Origin of the sequence: Streptomyces sp. NPDC051555 (assembly GCF_044454405.1) — a bacterium.
In the GTDB taxonomy this organism is placed as follows: Bacteria; Actinomycetota; Actinomycetes; order Streptomycetales; family Streptomycetaceae; genus Streptomyces.
Map to the genome: position 1 here is coordinate 224,027 of NZ_JBITDP010000012.1, position 19,614 is coordinate 243,640.

The window sequence follows — 19,614 nt, forward strand, 5'->3', positions numbered from 1 at the left end:
CCCCGCCCCCGGCGGCCCCCCCGGGCGCGGGGGGGGGCCCCCCCCGCGCGGCCCCCCCCCCGGGGGGGGGCCCCCCGGGGGGCCGGGGGGGCCCCCCCCCCACCCCCCGCCCCACACCCCCCGGCGAGGCTGACTATGGCTCCGGCGGGGCTGGGATGGGCTCCGCCCGGACCCGCGCCTCAAACGCCGGCGAGGCTGACTTTGGCTCCGGCGGGGCTGGAGTGGGCCCGGCCCCGGACCGGGATGGTCCGCGCGGACCGGGGGCGCGGGAGGAGGGGCCGTGCGCCGGGGTGGGGCGCTGTGCGCGGGCGCCCGGCGTGCGCGCGCTGCGTGAAATGCCCCCGTGCACCTGCCCGTGGCAAGGGCAGAAGCGGAAACGGGATTCCGGCCCGGAGCGGCGGGCGATATCAAGCCACGCACAGGCTCCTCACAGCCCGCCGCACCGGAAAATGCCTCGAAAAACTTCTGCTATTCGGCCAACCACGAGCGGCCCCCGGCCCTACGCTGATGCGTGACGCCGGTGGGGGCCGGTGTTGATTCAGGGGTCGAGACGAGTCGGGTACGACGTCCGCTCCGGGGTAGTGCAGAGGTGTCACGGCGGCGGCCGCGGCAGCTGCGGATCACCCGGTCCGGGCGCCGTACCCGCAGTTGTCCGTTCCCCGACCCTTGGGGGTTCTGTGGTTCGTATCCGGGTTCTCGTGGTGGACGATCACCGCATCTTCGCCGAGTCGCTCGCCGCCGCGCTCGCGGCCGAGCCGGACGTGGACGTGTCCGCGGCCGGCAGCGGCCCCGCCGCGCTGCGCTGCCTCGAACGGGGCGTCAGCGAGGGGCGCCGCTTCGACGTGTTGCTCGTCGACGCCGATCTCAGTGGGGCCGCCGGCGGCCCGGCCGGCGCCGCCGGGGCGTTCCCCGCGCAGCGGGAGCACGGCTCCGGTGCGCCGCCGGGCGACGGGCTCGCGCTGGTCGCGGCCGTGCGCACGGCGCATCCGGGGGTCCGTACGGTCGTCCTCGCCGAGCGCGACGAACCGCGCCGGGCCGCCCACGCCCTGCAGGCCGGGGCGTCCGGCTGGGTGGCGAAGGACTGCTCGCTGTCGCGGCTGCTCGCCGTGGTCCGGGGCGTCCTGCGCGAGGAGACCCACCTGCCGCCCGCCCTGCTCACCGGCGTGCTGCGGGAGTTGACCCAGGCCCGTAAGCACCGCACCGACAGCGAACGCCTGGTGGAGTCCTTGACCCCGCGCGAACACGAGGTGCTGCGCTGCATGGTGGCGGGCCTGGGCCGCAAGGACGTCGCGGCGCGGCTGTTCCTGTCCCCGCACACGGTGCGCACCCACATGCAGAACGTGCTGGGCAAGCTCGGGGTGCACTCCACCCTGGCGGCCGTGGCACTGGCCCGGCGCGCGGGCGTGCGTCCCGCGGACCTAGCCGGGGATGTTGTCGAACGGAGCGGTCAACTGGCGTAGCAGCGAGGCCAGGTCGCCGCGCTCGGACCGGGACAGCTGGGCCAGGATCGCCCGCTCCTGGGCGAGCAGCCCGGCGAGTGCCTGGTCGGCGCGGTCGCGCCCTTCGGGGGTCAGCCGGACCAGGACTCCGCGTCGGTCGTTGGGGTCGGGCAGTCGCTCGACCAGACCCTTCTTCGCGAGCCGGTCGATCCGGTTGGTCATGGTGCCCGAGGTGACCAGGGTCTGCGTCAGCAGCTGCCCGGGGGAGAGCTGGTAGGGCGCGCCGGCCCGGCGCAGCGACGTCAGGACGTCGAACTCCCACGGCTCCAGGCTGTGCTCGGCGAAGGCGAGCCTGCGGGCCCGGTCCAGATGGCGCGCGAGCCGGCTCACGCGGCTGAGCACTTCGAGCGGTTCCACGTCGAGGTCAGGGCGTTCGCGCCGCCATGCCGCGACCAATCGGTCGACCTCGTCCTCCATGCCGATCAGTGTAAGGGGTATGTCGACGTGAAGTCTCTTGACATTAAGTCTCTTGATGAAGAGTTTCTCGGCGTGAAGTGTCTTGACATCAAGATATATTCGGAGTGACCATGGGGAAGGGAGCGGCCGGAACCCAGATGCTTCCACCCGCACCATCCGCAGGGAGGCTCGAACATGCATTCCGACACCGCGGCCAAGGGCGCCGCACCCGCCCCGACGTGGGATCCGCAGCAGTACCTGCGCCACGCGGACCACCGCGCCCGCCCCTTCCTGGACCTGCTCGGCCGCATCCAGGCGCTCCCCACCGCTCCCGGCCGCCCCGCCCGCATCGCCGACCTCGGCTGCGGCCCCGGCAATGTCACCGCCCTGCTCGCCGATCGCTGGCCCGACGCCGCGATCACCGGCTTCGACCTCTCCCCGGAGATGCTCCGGCGCGCCACCGAGGAGTACGCGGGCCCCACCACCGGCGGCGGCTCCCTCGACTTCGCCCCCGCCGACCTGACGGACTGGCTCCCCGAACAGGCGTACGACCTGATCGTCTCCAACGCCGCCCTGCAATGGGTGCCCGGCCACCCCGGCTCACTCGCCGCCTGGATCAACGGACTGCGCCCCGGCGGCACCTTCGCCTTCCAGGTCCCCGGCAACTTCACCGCGCCCAGCCACGCCCTGCTGCACGCCCTGTGCGACACCCCGCGCTGGCGCTCCCGGCTCTCCGGACTCGGCGCCGGCCACAGCCACGTCCTCGAACCCGCCGAGTACCTGGAGCGCTTCACCGGGCTCGGCTGCGCCGTCGACGTCTGGGAGACCACGTACTACCAGCTCCTCACCGGCCCCGACCCGGTCCTCGACTGGGTCAAGGGGACCGCGCTGCGGCCCGTCCTGACCGCGCTGGGCGACGACCGGGTGGCCGTGGAGGAGTTCCTCGCCGCCTACCGCGACCTGCTGCGCGCGGCCTACCCGGCCGGTCCGCGCGGCACCGTCTTCCCGTTCCGCCGCATCTTCGCCATCGCCCGCAAGGAGAACTGACCCCGTGCTCAGCGCCGTCGACCACGTCCAGCTCGCCGCACCGCCCGGCTCCGAGGACGCGCTGCGCGCGTACTACGGGAGGGTGCTCGGCATGACCGAGATCCCCAAGCCGCCCGTCCTCGCGGCGCGCGGCGGCTGCTGGTTCGCAGCCGGCCCAGTCCAGCTCCACCTGGGCGTCGAGGAGGACTTCCGCCCGGCCCGCAAGGCCCATCCGGGACTGCGCGTCACCGGCATAGCGGCCTACGCGGAGCGGCTCGCCGCCCGCGGCGCCACCGTCGTCTGGGACGACGACCTGCCCGGGCACCGGCGCTTCTACTCCGAGGACCCCGTCGGCAACCGGCTGGAGTTCCTGGAGCCCGACCCGGCGCACTGACCGCCCCGGGCCCCCGGGCCCGCGCGGACGCCCGTACGGCCCCCACGACACGCAGAGCGGCGCCCGGCCACCGGTGATCCCGGTGGCGGGGCGCCGCTCCGCGTGCGTCGTGCGTGGTCAGCTCTTGCGGTGGCCCACCAGGCGCGGCTTCGACTCCAGCTTGTCCAGGCCGTGCCAGGCCAGGTTCACCAGGTGCGCCGCGACCTCCGCCTTCTTCGGCTTGCGGACGTCCAGCCACCACTGCCCGGTCAGCGCGACCATCCCGACCAGCGCCTGCGCGTACAGCGGCGCCAGCTTGGGATCGAAGCCGCGCGCCTTGAACTCCAGGCCCAGGATGTCCTCGACCTGCGTCGCGATGTCGCTGATCAGCGAGGCGAAGGTGCCCGTCGACTGGGCCACCGGCGAATCGCGGACCAGGATCCGGAAGCCGTCCGTGTACGACTCGATGTAGTCCAGCAGCGCGAAGGCGGCCTGCTCCAGCAGCTCCCGCGGGTGCCCGGCCGTCAGCGCGCCCGTCACCCCGTCCAGCAGCTGGCGCATCTCGCGGTCCACGACGACCGCGTACAGGCCCTCCTTGCCGCCGAAGTGCTCGTAGACCACCGGCTTGGACACCCCGGCCTTGGCCGCGATCTCCTCCACCGACGTGCCTTCGAAGCCCTTCTCCGCGAACAGCGTGCGACCGATCTCCAGCAGCTGCTGACGCCGCTCGGCGCCCGTCATCCGGACCCGACGGCTACGCCGGGGTTTGTCGCTGCTGGGGGTACCGCCGTCGATCGCCACGTCACCCATCATGCCGCGCTCGACGCCTTTTCCTTGCGCCGGCCATCGATGCGCGACGCCGACGGCCAGCGGACGTCGCTCGCCCAGCCGGCCAGCTCGAACCAACGGATCAGCCGGGCGCTGGAGTCGACCTGCCCGCGCAACACGCCGTGGCGCGCCGACGTCGGGTCGGCGTGGTGCAGGTTGTGCCAGGACTCGCCGCAGGACAGGACGGCCAGCCACCAGACGTTGCCCGAGCGGTCGCGGGACTTGAAGGGGCGCTTGCCCACCGCGTGGCAGATCGAGTTGATGGACCACGTCACGTGGTGCAGCAGCGCCACCCGGACCAGCGAGCCCCAGAAGAACGCGGTGAAGGCGCCCCACCAGGACATCGTGACCAGACCGCCCACCAGCGGCGGGATCGCCAGCGAGAGCATCGTCCAGTAGATGAAGTCGCGCGAGATCCGCCGGATCGCCGGGTCCTTGATCAGGTCCGGGGCGTACTTCTCCTGGTTGGTCTGCTCCTCGTCGAAGAGCCAGCCGATGTGCGCCCACCACAGGCCCTTCATCAGGGCCGGGAGCGTCTCGCCGAAGCGCCACGGCGAGTGCGGGTCGCCCTCGTGGTCGGAGTACTTGTGGTGCTTGCGGTGGTCGGCCACCCAGCGCACCAGCGGCCCCTCCACCGCCATCGAACCCATGACGGCCAGCGCGATCCGCAGCGGCCGCTTCGCCTTGAAGGAACCGTGCGTGAAGTAGCGGTGGAAACCGATGGTGATCCCGTGGCAGGCCAGGAAGTACATGAACACCATCAGGCCCAGGTCCAGCCAGCTCACCCCGCCCCAGGCGAAGGCCAGCGGGATCGCCGCCAGCACCGCCAGGAACGGCACGGCGATGAAGAGCAGCAGCGCGATCTGTTCGACGGACCTCTTGCTCTCGCCGCCGAGCGTGGCGGAAGGACGGGGTGATCCGGAGTCCGCCGAGGCGTCCTCGATCAGATCGGGGCTTACGGTCATGGGGTCCCCTGGGGGGTGAAGGAGTCGGCAGGAGCCCGGCTACGGACCCGTAACCTACGGCAACGTAAGTATGGCAAAGCTCCGCCCCGCGGCAAGAGCGGCGCCCCAGCGGCCCCCCGCGGCGGGACCGGATCGCGAGACGGAGTCGAGCGGCGCGCCGGACACCTGGCCCGGACACCTATCCTGGTGTCGTCGGACAGCGCGGTCCGCACGGGCAGCCGAGCTGCGCGACAGGCAGGGGTACCCCGGACTGCCGTCCGGGCACACGCCGCCGTGCGCACCCCGGCGGCCCACGCCCCAGTAGCGCTCGAAACACTGCAAGGAGCCGCACCTGTGAGCAGTGCTGACCAGGCCCCCGTCACCCCGGCCACGGTTACAACAGCAGAGATGGCCAACGCGGAGCTGCGCGCGGACATCCGCCGCCTCGGCGACCTCCTCGGCGAAACCCTCGTACGCCAGGAGGGCCAGGACCTCCTCGACCTGGTCGAACGCGTCCGTGCCCTCACCCGCACGGACGGCGAAGCCGCCGCCTCCCTCCTCGGCGACATCGACCTGGAGACCGCCGCCAAGCTGGTGCGCGCCTTCTCCACCTACTTCCACCTCGCCAACGTCACCGAGCAGGTGCACCGCGGCAAGGAACTGCGCGCGCACCGCGCCGCCGAGGGCAGCCTCCTGGCCCGTACCGCGGACATGCTCAAGGACGCCGACCCCGAGCACCTGCGCGAGACGGTCAAGAACCTCAACGTGCGCCCCGTCTTCACCGCGCACCCCACCGAAGCCGCGCGCCGCAGCGTCCTCAACAAGCTGCGCCGCATCGCCGCCCTGCTGGAGGAGCCCGTCACCGGCGCCGGTGACCGGCGCCGCCACGACCTGCGCCTCGCCGAGAACATCGACCTCGTCTGGCAGACCGACGAGCTGCGCGTGGTGCGCCCCGAGCCCGCCGACGAAGCCCGCAACGCGATCTACTACCTCGACGAACTCCACGCCGGAGCCGTCGGTGACGTCCTGGAGGACCTCGCCGCCGAACTCGACCGCGTCGGCGTCGAGCTCCCCCCGGGCACCCGGCCGCTCACCTTCGGCACCTGGATCGGCGGTGACCGCGACGGCAACCCGAACGTCACCCCCGAGGTCACCCGGGACGTCCTGATCCTCCAGCACGAGCACGGCATCACCGACGCCCTCGAACTGGTCGACTTCCTGCGCGGTCTCCTCTCCAACTCCATCCGCTACACCGGAGCCACCGAGGAGCTGCTGACCTCCCTCCAGGCCGACCTCGAACGCCTGCCGGAGATCAGCCCCCGCTACAAGCGCCTCAACGCCGAGGAGCCCTACCGGCTCAAGGCCACCTGCATCCGGCAGAAGCTGGTCAACACCCGCGAGCGCCTCGCCAAGGGCACCGCGCACGAGGACGGTCGCGACTACCTCGGCACCGCCGAGCTGCTCACCGACCTCACGCTGATCCAGACCTCGCTGCGCCAGCACCGCGGGGCGCTCTTCGCCGACGGCCGCATGGACCGCACGATCCGCACGCTGGCCGCCTTCGGCCTCCAGCTGGCCACCATGGACGTGCGCGAGCACGCCGACGCCCACCACCACGCCCTCGGTCAGCTCTTCGACCGCCTCGGCGAGGAGTCGTGGCGCTACGCGGACATGCCCCGCGACTACCGGCAGAAGCTCCTCGCCAAGGAGCTCCGCTCGCGGCGCCCGCTGGCGCCCACCCCGGCGCCCCTGGACGCCGCCGGCCACAAGACCCTCGGGGTCTTCGGCGCCATCAAGGACGCCTTCGAGAAGTTCGGCCCCGAGGTCATCGAGTCCTACATCATCTCGATGTGCCAGGGCGCCGACGACGTCTTCGCCGCGGCCGTCCTGGCCCGCGAAGCCGGCCTCATCGACCTGCACGCGGGCTGGGCCAAGATCGGCATCGTCCCGCTGCTGGAGACCACCGACGAGCTGCGCGCCGCCGACGTCATCCTCGACGAGATGCTCGCCGACCCCTCCTACCGGCGGCTCGTCTCGCTGCGCGGCGAGGTCCAGGAGGTCATGCTCGGCTACTCCGACTCCTCCAAGTTCGGCGGCATCACCACCAGCCAGTGGGAGATCCACCGCGCCCAGCGCCGACTGCGCGACGTCGCCCACCGCTACGGCGTCCGGCTGCGCCTCTTCCACGGCCGCGGCGGCACCGTCGGCCGCGGCGGCGGCCCCTCGCACGACGCGATCCTGGCCCAGCCCTGGGGCACGCTGGAGGGCGAGATCAAGGTGACCGAGCAGGGCGAGGTCATCTCCGACAAGTACCTCGTCCCCTCCCTGGCCCGCGAGAACCTCGAACTGACCGTCGCCGCGACCCTGCAGGCCTCCGCCCTGCACACCGCGCCCCGCCAGTCCGACGAGGCCCTCGCCCGCTGGGACGCGGCCATGGACACGGTCTCCGACGCCGCCCACGGCGCCTACCGCGCCCTGGTCGAGGACCCCGACCTGCCGTCGTACTTCTTCGCGGCCACCCCCGTCGACCAGCTCGCCGACCTCCACCTCGGCTCCCGGCCCTCGCGCCGCCCCGACTCCGGAGCGGGCCTGGACGGGCTGCGCGCCATTCCGTGGGTCTTCGGCTGGACCCAGTCCCGCCAGATCGTCCCCGGCTGGTACGGCGTCGGCTCCGGCCTCAAGGCGCTGCGCGAGGCCGGCCAGGACGACGTGCTCGCGGAGATGGGCCAGAAGTGGCACTTCTTCCGCAACTTCCTCTCCAACGTCGAGATGACGCTGGCCAAGACGGACCTGCGGATCGCCCGCCACTACGTCGACACGCTCGTCCCCGAGCACCTCAAGCACGTCTTCGCCCGCATCGAGGCCGAGCACGAGCTGACCGTCCGCGAGGTCCTGCGGGTCACCGGCGGCGACACGTTGCTCGCCTCCCAGCCGGTGCTCCAGCAGACCTTCGAGGTCCGCGACGCCTACCTGGACCCGATCTCCTACCTCCAGGTCTCGCTGCTGGCCCGCCAGCGCGCGGCGGCCGAGCGCGGCGAGGAAGCCGACCCGCTGCTCGCCCGGGCCCTGCTGCTCACGGTCAACGGCGTCGCCGCCGGCCTGCGCAACACCGGCTGAGCACGCCCGTACGCACGACAGAGCCCCCCGCCGGACCCGGTCCGGCGGGGGGCTCTGCCCGTACGCGTCCGTGTGTCAGGAGTTGTACGTCGACTGCGCCCGCTCCAGGCCCTCCTGGAGCAGGCACTCCACCGCGTCCGCCGACCGGTCCACGAACCAGTCCAGCTCCTTGCGCTCGGTGGAGGAGAAGTCCTTCAGCACGAAGTCGGCCACCTGCATCCGGCCCGGCGGACGACCGATGCCGCAGCGCACCCGGTGGTAGTCCGGGCCCATCGACTTCGTCATCGACTTCAGGCCGTTGTGCCCGTTGTCCCCGCCGCCCAGCTTGAGCCGCAGCGTCGGGTAGTCGATGTCCAGCTCGTCGTGGACCGCCACGATCCGGTCCAGCGGCACCTTGTAGAAGTCGCGCAGCGCCGTCACCGGCCCGCCCGACAGGTTCATGAACGACATCGGCTTCGCCAGCACCACGCGCCGGTTCAGCGGCCCGGGCGGGCCCATCCGGCCCTCCACGACCTGCGCCCGTGCCTTGTGCGCCTTGAACTTCCCGCGCATCCGCTCCGCGAGCAGGTCGACCACCATGAACCCGATGTTGTGCCGGTTGCCCGCGTACTCGGCGCCCGGGTTGCCCAGACCCACGATCAGCCAGGGCGCCGTGTCCTGCGACATCAAAAGCTCCTTCGAGGTCCTGAAGCGTCCTGCAGGGTCCTGTCGGGTCCTGCAACGAAACGACCGCCGTCCCGCTCCAGTGGAGCCGGACGGCGGTCGGTCAGCAACTGACGAGCGGTGAGGCTCAGGCCTCGGCGCCGGCGGCCGGCTCCTCGGCCTGCGGGGCGACGACCTGCAGGACGGCGATGTCACCGTCGACGGCCAGCGTGGTGCCGGCCGGCAGGACGAGGTCCTTGGCGTGGATGGTGGCGCCGGCCTCGAGGCCCGCGATGGAGACGGTGACCTCGGTCGGGATGTGGGTGGCCTCGGCCTCGACGGAGATGGTGTTCTGGAGGGTCTCCAGCATGTTGCCACCGGCGGCCAGGTCGCCCTCGGTCACGATCGCGACGTCGACGGTGACCTTCTCGCCCTTCTTGACGATCAGGTAGTCGACGTGGGAGATCGAGCGCTTCAGCGGGTGCTTCTGCACGGCCTTCGGGATGACCAGCTCGGAGCCGCCGTCGGCGATGTCCAGGGAGAGCAGGACGTTCGCGGTGCGCAGCGCCAGCTGGAGGCTGTGGGCCTCGACGTCGACGTGCTTCGGCTCGGTGCCGTGGCCGTAGATGACACCGGGGACGAAGCCGTCGCGACGGGCCTGGCGGGAAGCGCCCTTGCCGAAGTCGGTACGGGTCTTGGCGGAAAGCTTGATCTCAGCCATGTTCACTCCTCGTGGGATGACGGAATTGGACTCGAACGTCACCCGGCCGAAACACGGCCTGCTACGAAGAGCGCGTCGATAACGGAGCACCGGAACCCGTTCGGAAACAGGTACGGCCTCCCTCGCCGAGCAACTCGAAGAGTGTACCCGGCGGGGAGGCCGTGACCCAAAAGGATCAGCTACGGCGACTGTTGCCGCTCACCGCTGCCGCCTTGCTGCTTCCTGCTGCTGCTTACTGCTGCTCTTCGAACAGGCTGGTGACCGAGCCGTCCTCGAAGACCTCGCGCACGGCGCGGGCGATCATCGGGGCGATGGACAGCACCGTGATCTTGTCCAGCTCCAGGTCCGAGGGGTCCGGCAGCGTGTTCGTGAAGACGAACTCGCTGACCTTCGAGTTCTTCAGACGGTCCGCGGCCGGGCCCGACAGGATGCCGTGCGTGGCCGTCACGATGACGTCCTCCGCGCCGTGCGCGAAGAGCGCGTCGGCGGCGGCGCAGATGGTGCCACCGGTGTCGATCATGTCGTCGACCAGGACGCAGACGCGACCCTTGACCTCACCGACGACCTCGTGGACGGTCACCTGGTTGGCGACGTCCTTGTCGCGGCGCTTGTGCACGATCGCCAGCGGCGCGTCGAGGCGGTCGCACCAGCGGTCGGCGACGCGCACACGGCCGGCGTCCGGCGAGACGATCGTCAGCTTGGAACGGTCCACCTTGGCGCCGACGTAGTCCGCGAGGACCGACAGGGCGGAGAGGTGGTCGACCGGGCCGTCGAAGAAGCCCTGGATCTGGTCGGTGTGCAGGTCGACCGTGAGGATGCGGTCGGCGCCCGCGGTCTTCAGCAGGTCCGCGACCAGACGGGCCGAGATCGGCTCGCGGCCCTTGTGCTTCTTGTCCTGGCGGGCGTAGCCGTAGGACGGCACGATCACGGTGATCGAGCGGGCCGACGCGCGCTTCAGCGCGTCGATCATGATCAGCTGCTCCATGATCCACTTGTTGATCGGAGCCGTGTGGCTCTGGATCAGGAAGCAGTCCGCGCCACGAGCCGACTCCTGGAAGCGGACGTAGATCTCGCCGTTCGCGAAGTCGAAAGCCTTGGTCGGCACGAGGCCGACACCGAGCTGGTGCGCGACCTCCTCGGCCAGCTCGGGGTGGGCGCGGCCGGAGAAGAGCATCAGCTTCTTCTCGCCGGTCGTCTTGATCCCGGTCACAGCACAGTCTCCTCAGACGTGTTGAAAGCTGCTCGCCCCCATGTGCGTCCGTCCCGCACACGGTGAGCCAGCCGAATTGCGTGCACCTATCACGGTACGCCGTCACGGGCGCACCTGTTTCCGGTCAGTTCACCCTCAGGCCTTGTCGGAGCCCTCCTGGGCCCCCGACTGTGCCGCCTGAGCCGCGGCGCTTCCCGGACGCTTGCGGGCCACCCAGCCCTCGATATTCCGCTGCTGGCCACGGGCCACGGCCAGTGCGCCGGGCGGAACGTCCTTCGTGATCACCGATCCGGCCGCCGTGTAGGCGCCGTCCCCGATGGTGACGGGAGCCACAAACATGTTGTCGGAGCCCGTCTTGCAGTGTGAGCCGACGACCGTGTGGTGCTTGTGTTCGCCGTCGTAGTTCACGAAGACGCTCGCGGCGCCGATGTTCGTGTACTCGCCGATGGTCGCGTCGCCGACGTAGGAGAGGTGCGGCACCTTGGTGCCCTCGCCGATCGTGGCGTTCTTCATCTCGACGTACGTGCCGGCCTTGGACTTGAACCCGAGGTTCGTGCCCGGACGCAGGTACGCGAACGGCCCCACCGAGGCGGCGGCCCCGATCACGGCCGTGTCCGCCACCGTGTTGTCCACGCGGGCGCCCGCGCCCACCGTGGTGTCCTTCAGGCGGGTGTTCGGGCCGACCTCGGCGCGCTCCGCGAGGTGCGTGGCGCCGAGCAGCTGGGTCCCCGGGTGCACGATCGCGTCCTGACCGAAGGTCACGGTCACGTCGACGAAGGTGGAGGTCGGGTCGATCACCGTCACGCCCGCGAGCATGGCCCGCTCCAGCAGGCGCGCGTTGAGCAGGGCGCGGGCCTCGGCCAGCTGGACCCGGTTGTTGATCCCGAGGATCTCGCGGTGGTCCGGGCCGACGGCGGCGCCGACGCGGTGCCCGCCCGTGCGCAGGATCTCCAGGACGTCGGTGAGGTACTCCTCGCCCTGGCTGTTGTTCGTGCGGACCTTGCCGAGCGCGTCGCTGAGCAGCGCCCCGTCGAAGGCGAAGACCCCGGAGTTGATCTCCAGGATCGCGCGCTGGGCGTCGGTGGCGTCCTTGTGCTCGACGATGGCGGTGACGGCGCCGGTGGCCGCGTCGCGGATGATCCGCCCGTAGCCGGTGGAGTCGGGGACCTCGGCCGTCAGCACGGTGACGGCGTTGCCGTCGGCCTCGTGCGTGGCGGTCAGCCGGGCCAGGGTCTCGCCGGTCAGCAGCGGGGTGTCGCCGCAGACGACGACGACCGTGCCGGTGATCTCGCCGCCGAGCTCTTCGAGGCCCATGCGGACGGCGTGCCCGGTGCCGTTCTGCTCGTGCTGGACGGCGGTGCGGACGGCGGCGTCGACGGTGGCGAGGTGGGCGGTGACCTGCTCGCGGGCGTGGCCGACGACCACGACGAGGTGCGCGGGGTCCAGCTCGCGCGAGGCGGCGACGACGTGACCGACGAGGGTCCGCCCGCAGATCTCGTGCAGAACCTTGGGGGTCGCGGACTTCATGCGGGTGCCTTCCCCCGCTGCGAGTACGACGACGGCTGCCGGGCGATTGGCGCTCACGGATGGGCCCTTCGGCTTCGGGTGCTGGACCCGACGAAGGATAGCGGGGGGTGGGAGGCCCCCAACGAACGCGGGTCCCGACCGAGGAGGTCAGGACCCGTACGTGTGCAGCTCCCCCGCCAGGACTCGAACCCGGACATAAGGCACCAAAAGCCTCAGTGCTGCCAATTACACCACAGGGGATGGTTAATCAACCCAAACCTGGACATTCCTGCTTTGGCCCCGATCTGCGCCGCCCCCACTATGCCGCACCGGACGCCCTGCGTGCGACGGTAAATGGCAGCACTTCGAGCCCGGTTCGCACCGGGGCCCGGGCCCCTGACCCGGTGGGGAGGGCCCGAAGGGATTTGCGCGGGTGCGCGCGAGGGGCCGTGCGTAGGCTGGCCGCATGACCTTGACGGGGGAAGAGCGGGGCGGCGCCGGGCGGGACGGGCCGCTGTGGTGGTGGGAGCGGCCACGGGAGGCCGCGCTGGACGTGGGGCTCGGCGTGGTGTCCGCCGCCGAGTGCGGGTACGAGGGGATCGCCTTCGCGCGCGACACCGGGACGCCCCCGGTGCTCGGGGTGCTGTTGGGGGTCCTGGTCGGTGGCGCGCTGGTGGCGCGCCGGCGCTGGCCCGTGGCCGTGGTGGTGCTCGCGATCGCGATCACGCCGGCGGCGATGGGGTTCCTGCTGGGCGTGGTGGGCCTGTACACGCTGGCGGCCTCCGAGGCGCCGCGCCGGGTGACCGTCGTGCTGGCGTCGATGTCGCTGGCGGGGACCTTCGTCGTCACCTACGTGCGCACGCGCGGGGACGTCGAGGGCGAAGGCTTCCTCGTCGTCGTGCTGTCGGTGTTCATGGCGGTGGCCCTGACCGTGCCGCCGGTGCTGTTCGGCCTGTACCTGGGGGCCCGGCGGCGGCTGATGGAGAGCCTCCAGGAGCGGGCGGACTCGCTGGAGCGGGAGCTGTCGCTGCTGGCGGACCGGGCGGAGGAGCGGGCCGAGTGGGCCCGTACGGAGGAGCGCACCCGGATCGCGCGCGAGATGCACGACGTGGTGGCCCACCGGGTGTCGCTGATGGTGGTGCACGCGGCGGCCCTGGAGGCGGTGGCGGTGAAGGACCCGGCGAAGGCGGTGCGCAACGCCGCGCTGGTGGGTGACATGGGGCGCCAGGCGTTGACGGAGCTGCGGGAGATGCTCGGGGTGCTCCGGGCCTCCTCGACCGCGCCGGCGCCGGCCCGGGCCGTGGTGGCCACGGCCGGGACGGCGGAGGACGGGCCCTCGCTCGGCGAGCTGGAGGCGCTGGTCGGGCAGTCCCGGGCGGCCGGGATGGTGGTGGCCTTCGAGGTGCACGGGGAGCCGGCGGGGGCGGTCGCGGGGTACGCGGCCGAGGTGGAGCAGACGGCGTACCGGGTGGTGCAGGAGGCGCTGACCAACTGCCACAAGCACGCGCCGGGCGCGCGGGTCGTCGTACGGCTCGCGCACCGGGCGGGCGAGGTGGCCATGCAGGTGGAGAACGGCCCGTGCGACGGCGAGGCCGCCGAGCCGGGGCTGCCCAGCGGCGGGAACGGGCTGGTGGGGATGCGGGAGCGGGTGCTCGCGCTGGGCGGGGTCTTCGTCTCGGGCCCGCTGGACGGCGGCGGGTTCCGGGTGTCCGCGGTGCTGCCGGGCGGGTCGGGCGGCACGGCCACGGGGGCCGGCGCGGGGACGGGGGCGGCGCGATGAGCTGGGATCCGGTGGCGGAGCTGACGGCGGACGAGCGGCGGTCGTTCGGGAGCGGGGCCGCCCACTGGGCGGAGCTGGTGCCGCTGAACGTGCCGGGGCCGTTCTACACGCGGTCGAACGACAACTGCTGGACCGGGCGGATCGAGGCGCCCATGAGCGTGATGTACGGGGGCAAGTACTTCGAGGAGTACGTCTTCCGGCAGCCGCGCAACCCGCACGAGGTGCGGGACCTGGTCCGGGCCGCCGACGTCGAGATCACCGGCGGGTACGGGTGCGACGGCGACCGGTGGTGGACGCCCGCGCTGGTGCGGGGCTGGTGGGCGGACCGGGGGCGGGTCGAGGCGGACCTCACCGCTTCGCTCGCCGCATTCGAGCGGGAGAGCGACGAGCAGAACGCCGACGCCGCCGCCGGGGTGGCCCAGGCGCGGGCGTACGTCGCCGGGGCGCTGGCGGGTGACCTGCGCGCGTACCTCTTCCGGTTGGAGGAGGGGCGCTACCCCCGGGCCGGGGAGCGGCTGCCGGGGCTCGGGCCCTAGGTCTGGTCAGCCCGTCGTGAGGCGGGTCGGCTGGAGGCCGGTGAGGAGGGCGGTGAGGGCTTCGTCGATGGTCGCGCCGAGGTACCAGTCGCCGGTGTGGTCGACGCAGTAGACGCGGCCCTCGGAGTCGACGGCGAGGTGCGAGGCCCCGTCGGCTTCGGTGCCGAGGGGGCAGAGCCGGGTGGACAGGGCGCGGCCCAGGTCGGCGAAGGTGCGGGCGAGGTGCAGCCCGGTGAGGGGGTCGACGCGGACGGTCGTCGGAGCTATCTGACGGCCGGGCCCGGGGGCGGTGACGGTGAGCCCGCCGAATTCGGCCCAGGCCTCGACGGCGGCGGGGAAGACCGTGTGCCGGTGGCCGGCGGGAGTGGTGTGGTCGCGCAGGGAGTCGGCCCAGTACTCGGCCTGTTTGATGTCCCAGCGGCCGGGCTGCCACCCGGCGGTGCGCAGCGCGGTGTCGACGGCCTGCGGGAAGCGGGTCGCCGAGGAGCGGTCGTAGGAGGCTGAGGCGGTCATCGGCGTGGGGTCAGGCCTTCTCGGGGGCGGGAGCGGTGAGGTCGACGGCCCGGACGCCGAAGTGGGCGAGCATCGCGTCGCAGGAGCGGCACGGGGGTGCGTAGCTGCCGTGCAGGGGGTCGCCCGCTTCGCGGATGCGGCTGGCGGTGATCTTGGCGTGCTTGAGCGAGCGGCGGGCCTCGTTCGGGGTCAGCGGCTTGCGGGAGGCGCGGCGGCTGCGACCGTCCTCGACGGACGCGAGGTGGCGCGAGAGCAGGATCGCCTCCGGGCACCGGCCGGTGAAACGTTCGCGCTGGCCACTCGTGAGGGTGTCGAGGAAGTCCTGGACGAGGTGGTGCAGCACGGGTGGCTGGTCGGCCTTGCCCGCGGTGCCCGTCAGGGTCTCGCCGCGCACGGAGAGGGCGGCGGCGATGGTCGGGAGGATGCCGTCGCGACGGAAGCGCAGCACCGGGACGGCGGGGCCGTCGGTGCTGCTCCACCGCAGTCTGGGGTCGCCCGCGGTGCCGGTGGCGTGGGCGGTGGCGCCGTCGGGTGCGTCCCCCGCCGGGCCGTTCTGCCGGTCCGCGCGGGCCGGTGTGCTGGCAATCGTGTTCCGCATCTGGCGCTTTCCCTCCCGTGGCCGCGGCGCCGACCGCTGTCGGGCCGCTGTCGCGCACGCCCCCGTGCTGCGGGGACAGCCTGTCAAATGTCCCCTGTGGTGGGGAAGCGGGGTCGAATATTCGTATCAATTCGGATGTTCCCGGTCGGGGGCCCCGGGCGGGCCTCAGGGGCCCGGCCTGGGGAGGGTGCCGGTCTTGCCGCACCGCTTAGGCTGTGGTGAACCAGCCAGATCCAGCAGGGGGCTACCGCCATGACGACAGGTCGGCTCGGGCAGCAGGCCGTGCCACCCAACGCCGCGTACTCGGGGCAGGTCGTGCACTTCCCGGACCCGGTCCGGGCCGCGCGCCATCCCCAGGGAGTGCGGATCGGTGGGGACGGTCATCCCGACTTCGCGCGGTACGCCCGGGCGGCGGTGGAGATCGCCGAACCGCCGGAGGGCTTCGGCGTCGACGAGCTGCGGCTGACGGACTACGTGTCCGCGAACGCCGCAATGCACGCGGCGGGGCACGCGCTGTGGGACACCGTGGGACCGGTGGCGACCCCGCACGGCTGGACCTGGCACCACGTGGCCGGTTCGCGGCGCCTGGAGCTGGTCCCGGTCGAGGTGAAGGCGCTGCTGCGGCACCACGCCGGTCTGGCGACGGCGCCGGTGGACCATGACAAGCGCGGGACGCGGGCGCTCCAGGAGGTCCGCCCGGTGCACCTGGGGCTGCCGAAGTCGGTGGTGTCGGTGTCCGAGGCGCAGGTGCAGGGCGTCGAGGAGGACCTCGGCTACCGGCTGCCGGAGGCGTACCGCTCGTTCCTCAAGGCGGCGGGCGGCTGCGCGCCGGTCGGGGCCGGGCTGGACGTGGACCTGGGGCTGCTGGTGGACCAGCCGTTCTTCACGGTGCGCGAGGAGGCGGCGGTCAATGACCTGGTGTACGTCAACAAGTGTCTGCGGGACCACCTGACGAAGGACTACCTGTGCGTGGCCTTCGCACAGGGCGGTCTGATCGCGGTGAAGGTCAAGGGCGAGGCGCTCGGTTCGGTGTGGTTCTCCCCGTACGACGACGCGCGCGACCGGGACGGCTGGTCGGTCCAGGAGCGCGTGGAGCGTCTGTTGCTGCCGTGCGGTACCGATTTCGACGCCTTTCTCGAACGATTGGCGGGCAACCCGCCGGAGCTGGAGACGGTGGCCGGTCTGATGGTGGACGGCGGATTCGCGCGTTCGGTTCCGGCAACGGTGGAGGGGTGACGGCGCGGTGGTGACGTTTGCGCAGGCGCAGGAGCGCGCCGAGGAATGGATCAACGGGGACGTGCCCGGATACCAGCAGCGCGAGGTGCGGGTACGGGAGTTCGGCCTCGGCTTCGTGGTGTGGGCCGAGGACCGGGCGGGCGGCCCGGTGTCGGCCGGCGGCCGGCAGCGGCTGGTGATCGCGCGGGACAGCGGTGAGGCGACGCTGTGGCCGGGACTGCCGGTGGGCGAGGTGATCCGGCGGTACGAGGAGGAGTACGGGGTGTCGGCGTCGGCGCCGGAACCGTCGGTGCCGCCGCAGCGGATCGACGCGGAGCAGACGTCCTTCATCCTGAGCCCGCCGGAGTGGTTGCAGGAGGCGGCGGACCGGGCGGGGATCGCGCCGCGGGCCGACGCGCCCGCCGCGCCGGCTCCGGCCGCGCCGGCCGTTCCTGCTGCTCCCGTTGCTCCCGCGGCTCCGGCCGCGCCCGCCGCGCGGCCCGTCGGGGAGACGCCGTGGGCCGGTACGGACGTGAACGCGGGGTCGGACGACGTGTCCGTGCCGCTGCCCGCGACGGTGTTCGCGCCGCCGCTGTCCGGGACGGACCTGGAGGGTGCTCCGGTGCCCGCCGTCTCGGCGGAGGCGAAGACGCAGCTCCTCTCGGGTGGCAGCCAGCTCCCGGCGACCGCGATCGCCCCGGCGCTGGGCGCGGGTCCGCGGCCGGGCCCGGGTGCGGCTCCGGCCGCGCCGCCCGTTCCCGCCGCTCCCGTTCCCGCCGCTCCCGCGGCTCCGGTCGGGCCCGCGGCTCCCGGTGCGCCCCGTGCCGCGTCCCCCGCGCCCGGGAGCGACATCGCCGACGCGCCGACGAGCAAGGCCCGGGTGAACCGGCCCTCGCCGTCGGCGCCGCCGGGTCCGCCCGGCGTTCCGGGCGTGCCCGGCGCCGGTCAGCCGCCCGCGCCGCCCGGTCCGCCCGGCGCCCCCGGCGGGTCGGCGCAATACGCCGCGACCATGCTGGCGGGCCCGGCCGTGAGCCAGCCGCCCGCGCCGCCCGGCCCTCCCGGTGCGCCGGGTGGCAGTGGCGGAGGCCAGGCGCAGTACGCCGCCACGATGTTGGCCGGTCCGGCCGTGAACCAGCCGCCGGCGCCGCCCGGTCCGCCCGGTGCTCCGGGTGCTCCGGGTGCTCCGGGTGCGCCCGGCGCCGGTCAGCCGCCTACGCCGCCCGGTCCGCCGGGTGCCCCGGGCGGCGGTGCGGGCGCGGTGCAGCACGCCGCCACGATGTTGGCCGGTCCGGCCGTGAACCAGCCGCCCGCGCCGCCGGGTCCGCCCGGTGCGCCCGGTGGCGGCGCCGGCGCGGCCCAGCACGCCGCGACGATGCTGGCCGGTCCGGGCGCCGCGGGTCGGCCGCCGGCGCCGCCCGGGCCCGTTCCGCAAGCGCCCCAGCCGCCGCAGGCGCAGTCGCACGCGCCGCAGCAGCCCGGGGTGCCCACGGTCGGCCCCGGCTACCAGGCCGTCCTGCGCTACCGCGGCCAGGACGGCTCCGAGCAGCAGCTCATCCGCCGCTCGGCGCCCGGCACCCCGCACCCGGAGTGGCAGATCCTGCACGAGCTGCGCGCGATGGGCGTGCCCCCGCAGCAGGTCCTGGAGCTGCACACCGAGCTGGAGTCCTGTGAGCTGCCGGGCGGTTACTGCGCGCGGATGATCCGCGAGACGTGGCCGCAGGTGCGGATCACGAGCGTGGCGCCGTACGGCACGGACCACGCGGGCCGCCAGCAGGGCATGCGCCACCTGCTCACCCACCAGGGCGAGCTGCACCAGGTGGCGGACGGTCCGGTGCGTCCCGCGCCGGTGCGCGCGCCGCTGCCGCAGGTGCCGTTGGAGCCCGCGATCCCGCTGGAGGCGATCGCGTCGGAGCTGACGCAGGCCTTCGGCCCGCAGGGCGTCTTCCGCTTCGAGCAGCGCGCGGTGTCCCGTCAGGGCGTGCCGGAGATCGTGGCGCAGACGCTGGTGTGGTCGGGCCTGCCGGTGGACTTCGGTCCGTTCTTCTGGGCGCAGGCGGTGCCGGGCCAGCCGGTGCCGACGCTGGCGGAGATGGCCGCGCAGCGGCAGGTGCAGCCGGCTCCGGACGCCGGTTCGTACCTGGTCGTCGGCAGCGACTTCGGCAAGGCGATCTGCGTGCAGTACGGGACGGCGCACATCGTGGCGGTTCCCGTCGAGGCGGGTCCGGGCGGTGGCACGGTGGCGCCGCAGTTCGTGAATTCGAGCCTGCCGCAGTTCGCGCGCTGCCTGGCGATGCTGGGGTACATGTGGCGGCTGCGCATGCACCTGACGCCCGACCAGGCGGGGCGCTGGACGAGCGACTTCCAGATGAAGCTGGCGGCGCTGGACAGCGCGGCGCTGGCCTCGCCGGAGAACTGGTGGTCCGTGCTGCTGGAGCAGATGTGGGACGGCTTGCTCTGACGACCGGATCCGATGACCGGATCCGATGCCTCGATCCGACGACCCGATCCGACGACCCGATCGAAGGATCGGCCGATCCTCGGTTGATCCGAAGATCGGGTGGGCATCTCTTGTGCGTGGCCGGGCCGGGACCCCCGAACGGGGTCCCGGCCCGGCCATTGCCGCTTCTGTACGTAAATGACGCATCCTTGACAGGAACCAACGCGCATCGGCCACAAGCCGCACGCCACGCGAGAGAGGCGCTTTCAGGAT

Annotated in this window: 17 protein-coding genes and 1 tRNA gene; 8 read left to right on the top strand and 10 right to left on the bottom strand. The window is 72.9% G+C overall.

Annotated elements, in window-relative coordinates; genetic code table 11:
• Positions 1–677 precede the first annotated feature (677 nt).
• Positions 678–1,460 (top strand): LuxR C-terminal-related transcriptional regulator, encoded by a 783-nt coding sequence (locus tag ACIBEA_RS24555; protein WP_399264306.1) that lies wholly within the window; start codon positions 678–680, stop codon positions 1,458–1,460.
• Here ACIBEA_RS24555 and ACIBEA_RS24560 read toward each other — a convergent pair.
• Positions 1,419–1,916: a MarR family transcriptional regulator gene (locus ACIBEA_RS24560; protein WP_330330854.1), complete on the bottom strand. Its 498-nt coding sequence runs from the start codon at positions 1,914–1,916 to the stop codon at positions 1,419–1,421. The two genes, ACIBEA_RS24555 and ACIBEA_RS24560, sit on opposite strands and share 42 nt — an antisense overlap.
• A 174-nt stretch (positions 1,917–2,090) precedes the next feature.
• Here ACIBEA_RS24560 and ACIBEA_RS24565 point away from each other — a divergent pair, with 174 nt between their 5' ends.
• Both ACIBEA_RS24565 and ACIBEA_RS24570 read left to right on the top strand, forming a co-directional pair.
• Positions 2,091–2,942: a trans-aconitate 2-methyltransferase gene (locus ACIBEA_RS24565; RefSeq protein ID WP_399264308.1), complete on the top strand. Its 852-nt coding sequence runs from the start codon at positions 2,091–2,093 to the stop codon at positions 2,940–2,942.
• Positions 2,943–2,946: 4 nt separating this feature from the next.
• Entirely contained in the window at positions 2,947–3,315 is a 369-nt protein-coding gene (locus tag ACIBEA_RS24570) for a VOC family protein (protein WP_399264310.1), read from the top strand.
• Positions 3,316–3,432: 117 nt separating this feature from the next.
• On the opposite strand, the gene ACIBEA_RS24575 is transcribed toward ACIBEA_RS24570, so the two are convergent.
• Both ACIBEA_RS24575 and ACIBEA_RS24580 read right to left on the bottom strand, forming a co-directional pair.
• On the bottom strand, positions 3,433–4,104 hold the full coding sequence (locus tag ACIBEA_RS24575; protein WP_399264435.1) for a TetR family transcriptional regulator: 672 nt from the start codon (positions 4,102–4,104) through the stop codon (positions 3,433–3,435).
• Positions 4,104–5,087 (bottom strand): acyl-CoA desaturase, encoded by a 984-nt coding sequence (locus ACIBEA_RS24580; RefSeq protein WP_399264312.1) that lies wholly within the window; start codon positions 5,085–5,087, stop codon positions 4,104–4,106. Before ACIBEA_RS24580 ends, ACIBEA_RS24575 begins: the two co-directional genes overlap by 1 nt.
• Positions 5,088–5,420: 333 nt before the next feature.
• Between ACIBEA_RS24580 and ppc the strand changes: the two genes are divergently transcribed.
• Positions 5,421–8,183, top strand: coding sequence for a phosphoenolpyruvate carboxylase (gene ppc / locus ACIBEA_RS24585; protein WP_399264314.1), 2,763 nt, complete (start codon positions 5,421–5,423; stop codon positions 8,181–8,183).
• Positions 8,184–8,258: 75 nt separating this feature from the next.
• On the opposite strand, the gene pth is transcribed toward ppc, so the two are convergent.
• From pth to ACIBEA_RS24610, 5 genes are all read right to left on the bottom strand, one after another.
• Complete coding sequence (gene pth, locus ACIBEA_RS24590; protein ID WP_399264316.1) at positions 8,259–8,849, bottom strand: aminoacyl-tRNA hydrolase; 591 nt, start codon at positions 8,847–8,849, stop codon at positions 8,259–8,261.
• A gap of 124 nt (positions 8,850–8,973) precedes the next feature.
• Positions 8,974–9,546 (bottom strand): 50S ribosomal protein L25/general stress protein Ctc, encoded by a 573-nt coding sequence (locus tag ACIBEA_RS24595; RefSeq protein WP_399264318.1) that lies wholly within the window; start codon positions 9,544–9,546, stop codon positions 8,974–8,976.
• A gap of 232 nt (positions 9,547–9,778) precedes the next feature.
• Positions 9,779–10,756: a ribose-phosphate diphosphokinase gene (locus tag ACIBEA_RS24600; RefSeq protein WP_112451977.1), complete on the bottom strand. Its 978-nt coding sequence runs from the start codon at positions 10,754–10,756 to the stop codon at positions 9,779–9,781.
• Positions 10,757–10,891: 135 nt separating this feature from the next.
• Entirely contained in the window at positions 10,892–12,340 is a 1,449-nt protein-coding gene (gene glmU / locus ACIBEA_RS24605) for a bifunctional UDP-N-acetylglucosamine diphosphorylase/glucosamine-1-phosphate N-acetyltransferase GlmU (RefSeq protein WP_399264320.1), read from the bottom strand.
• A gap of 111 nt (positions 12,341–12,451) precedes the next feature.
• Positions 12,452–12,523, bottom strand: a tRNA-Gln gene (locus ACIBEA_RS24610).
• A gap of 205 nt (positions 12,524–12,728) precedes the next feature.
• Between ACIBEA_RS24610 and ACIBEA_RS24615 the strand changes: the two genes are divergently transcribed.
• Positions 12,729–14,042 carry a sensor histidine kinase gene (locus tag ACIBEA_RS24615; RefSeq protein ID WP_399264322.1) on the top strand — a complete coding sequence of 438 codons (1,314 nt, stop codon included), beginning with the start codon at positions 12,729–12,731 and terminating at the stop codon, positions 14,040–14,042.
• Positions 14,039–14,578 (top strand): hypothetical protein, encoded by a 540-nt coding sequence (locus ACIBEA_RS24620; protein ID WP_399264324.1) that lies wholly within the window; start codon positions 14,039–14,041, stop codon positions 14,576–14,578. Before ACIBEA_RS24615 ends, ACIBEA_RS24620 begins: the two co-directional genes overlap by 4 nt.
• A gap of 6 nt (positions 14,579–14,584) precedes the next feature.
• Here the strand turns inward: ACIBEA_RS24620 and ACIBEA_RS24625 are convergent, their stop codons facing one another.
• Positions 14,585–15,091 carry an SUKH-3 domain-containing protein gene (locus ACIBEA_RS24625; protein WP_399264326.1) on the bottom strand — a complete coding sequence of 169 codons (507 nt, stop codon included), beginning with the start codon at positions 15,089–15,091 and terminating at the stop codon, positions 14,585–14,587.
• A gap of 10 nt (positions 15,092–15,101) precedes the next feature.
• Entirely contained in the window at positions 15,102–15,689 is a 588-nt protein-coding gene (locus ACIBEA_RS24630; RefSeq protein WP_399264328.1) for a YwqJ-related putative deaminase, read from the bottom strand.
• 252 nt (positions 15,690–15,941) lie between these two features.
• Between ACIBEA_RS24630 and ACIBEA_RS24635 the strand changes: the two genes are divergently transcribed.
• Positions 15,942–16,925, top strand: coding sequence for an SMI1/KNR4 family protein (locus tag ACIBEA_RS24635; protein ID WP_399264330.1), 984 nt, complete (start codon positions 15,942–15,944; stop codon positions 16,923–16,925).
• A 7-nt stretch (positions 16,926–16,932) separates the two neighbouring features.
• The gene (locus ACIBEA_RS24640; protein ID WP_399264332.1) at positions 16,933–19,362 is read left to right on the top strand and encodes an SUKH-4 family immunity protein; all 2,430 of its coding nucleotides are present in this window, start codon (positions 16,933–16,935) and stop codon (positions 19,360–19,362) included.
• The last annotated feature ends 252 nt before the right edge of the window (positions 19,363–19,614 follow it).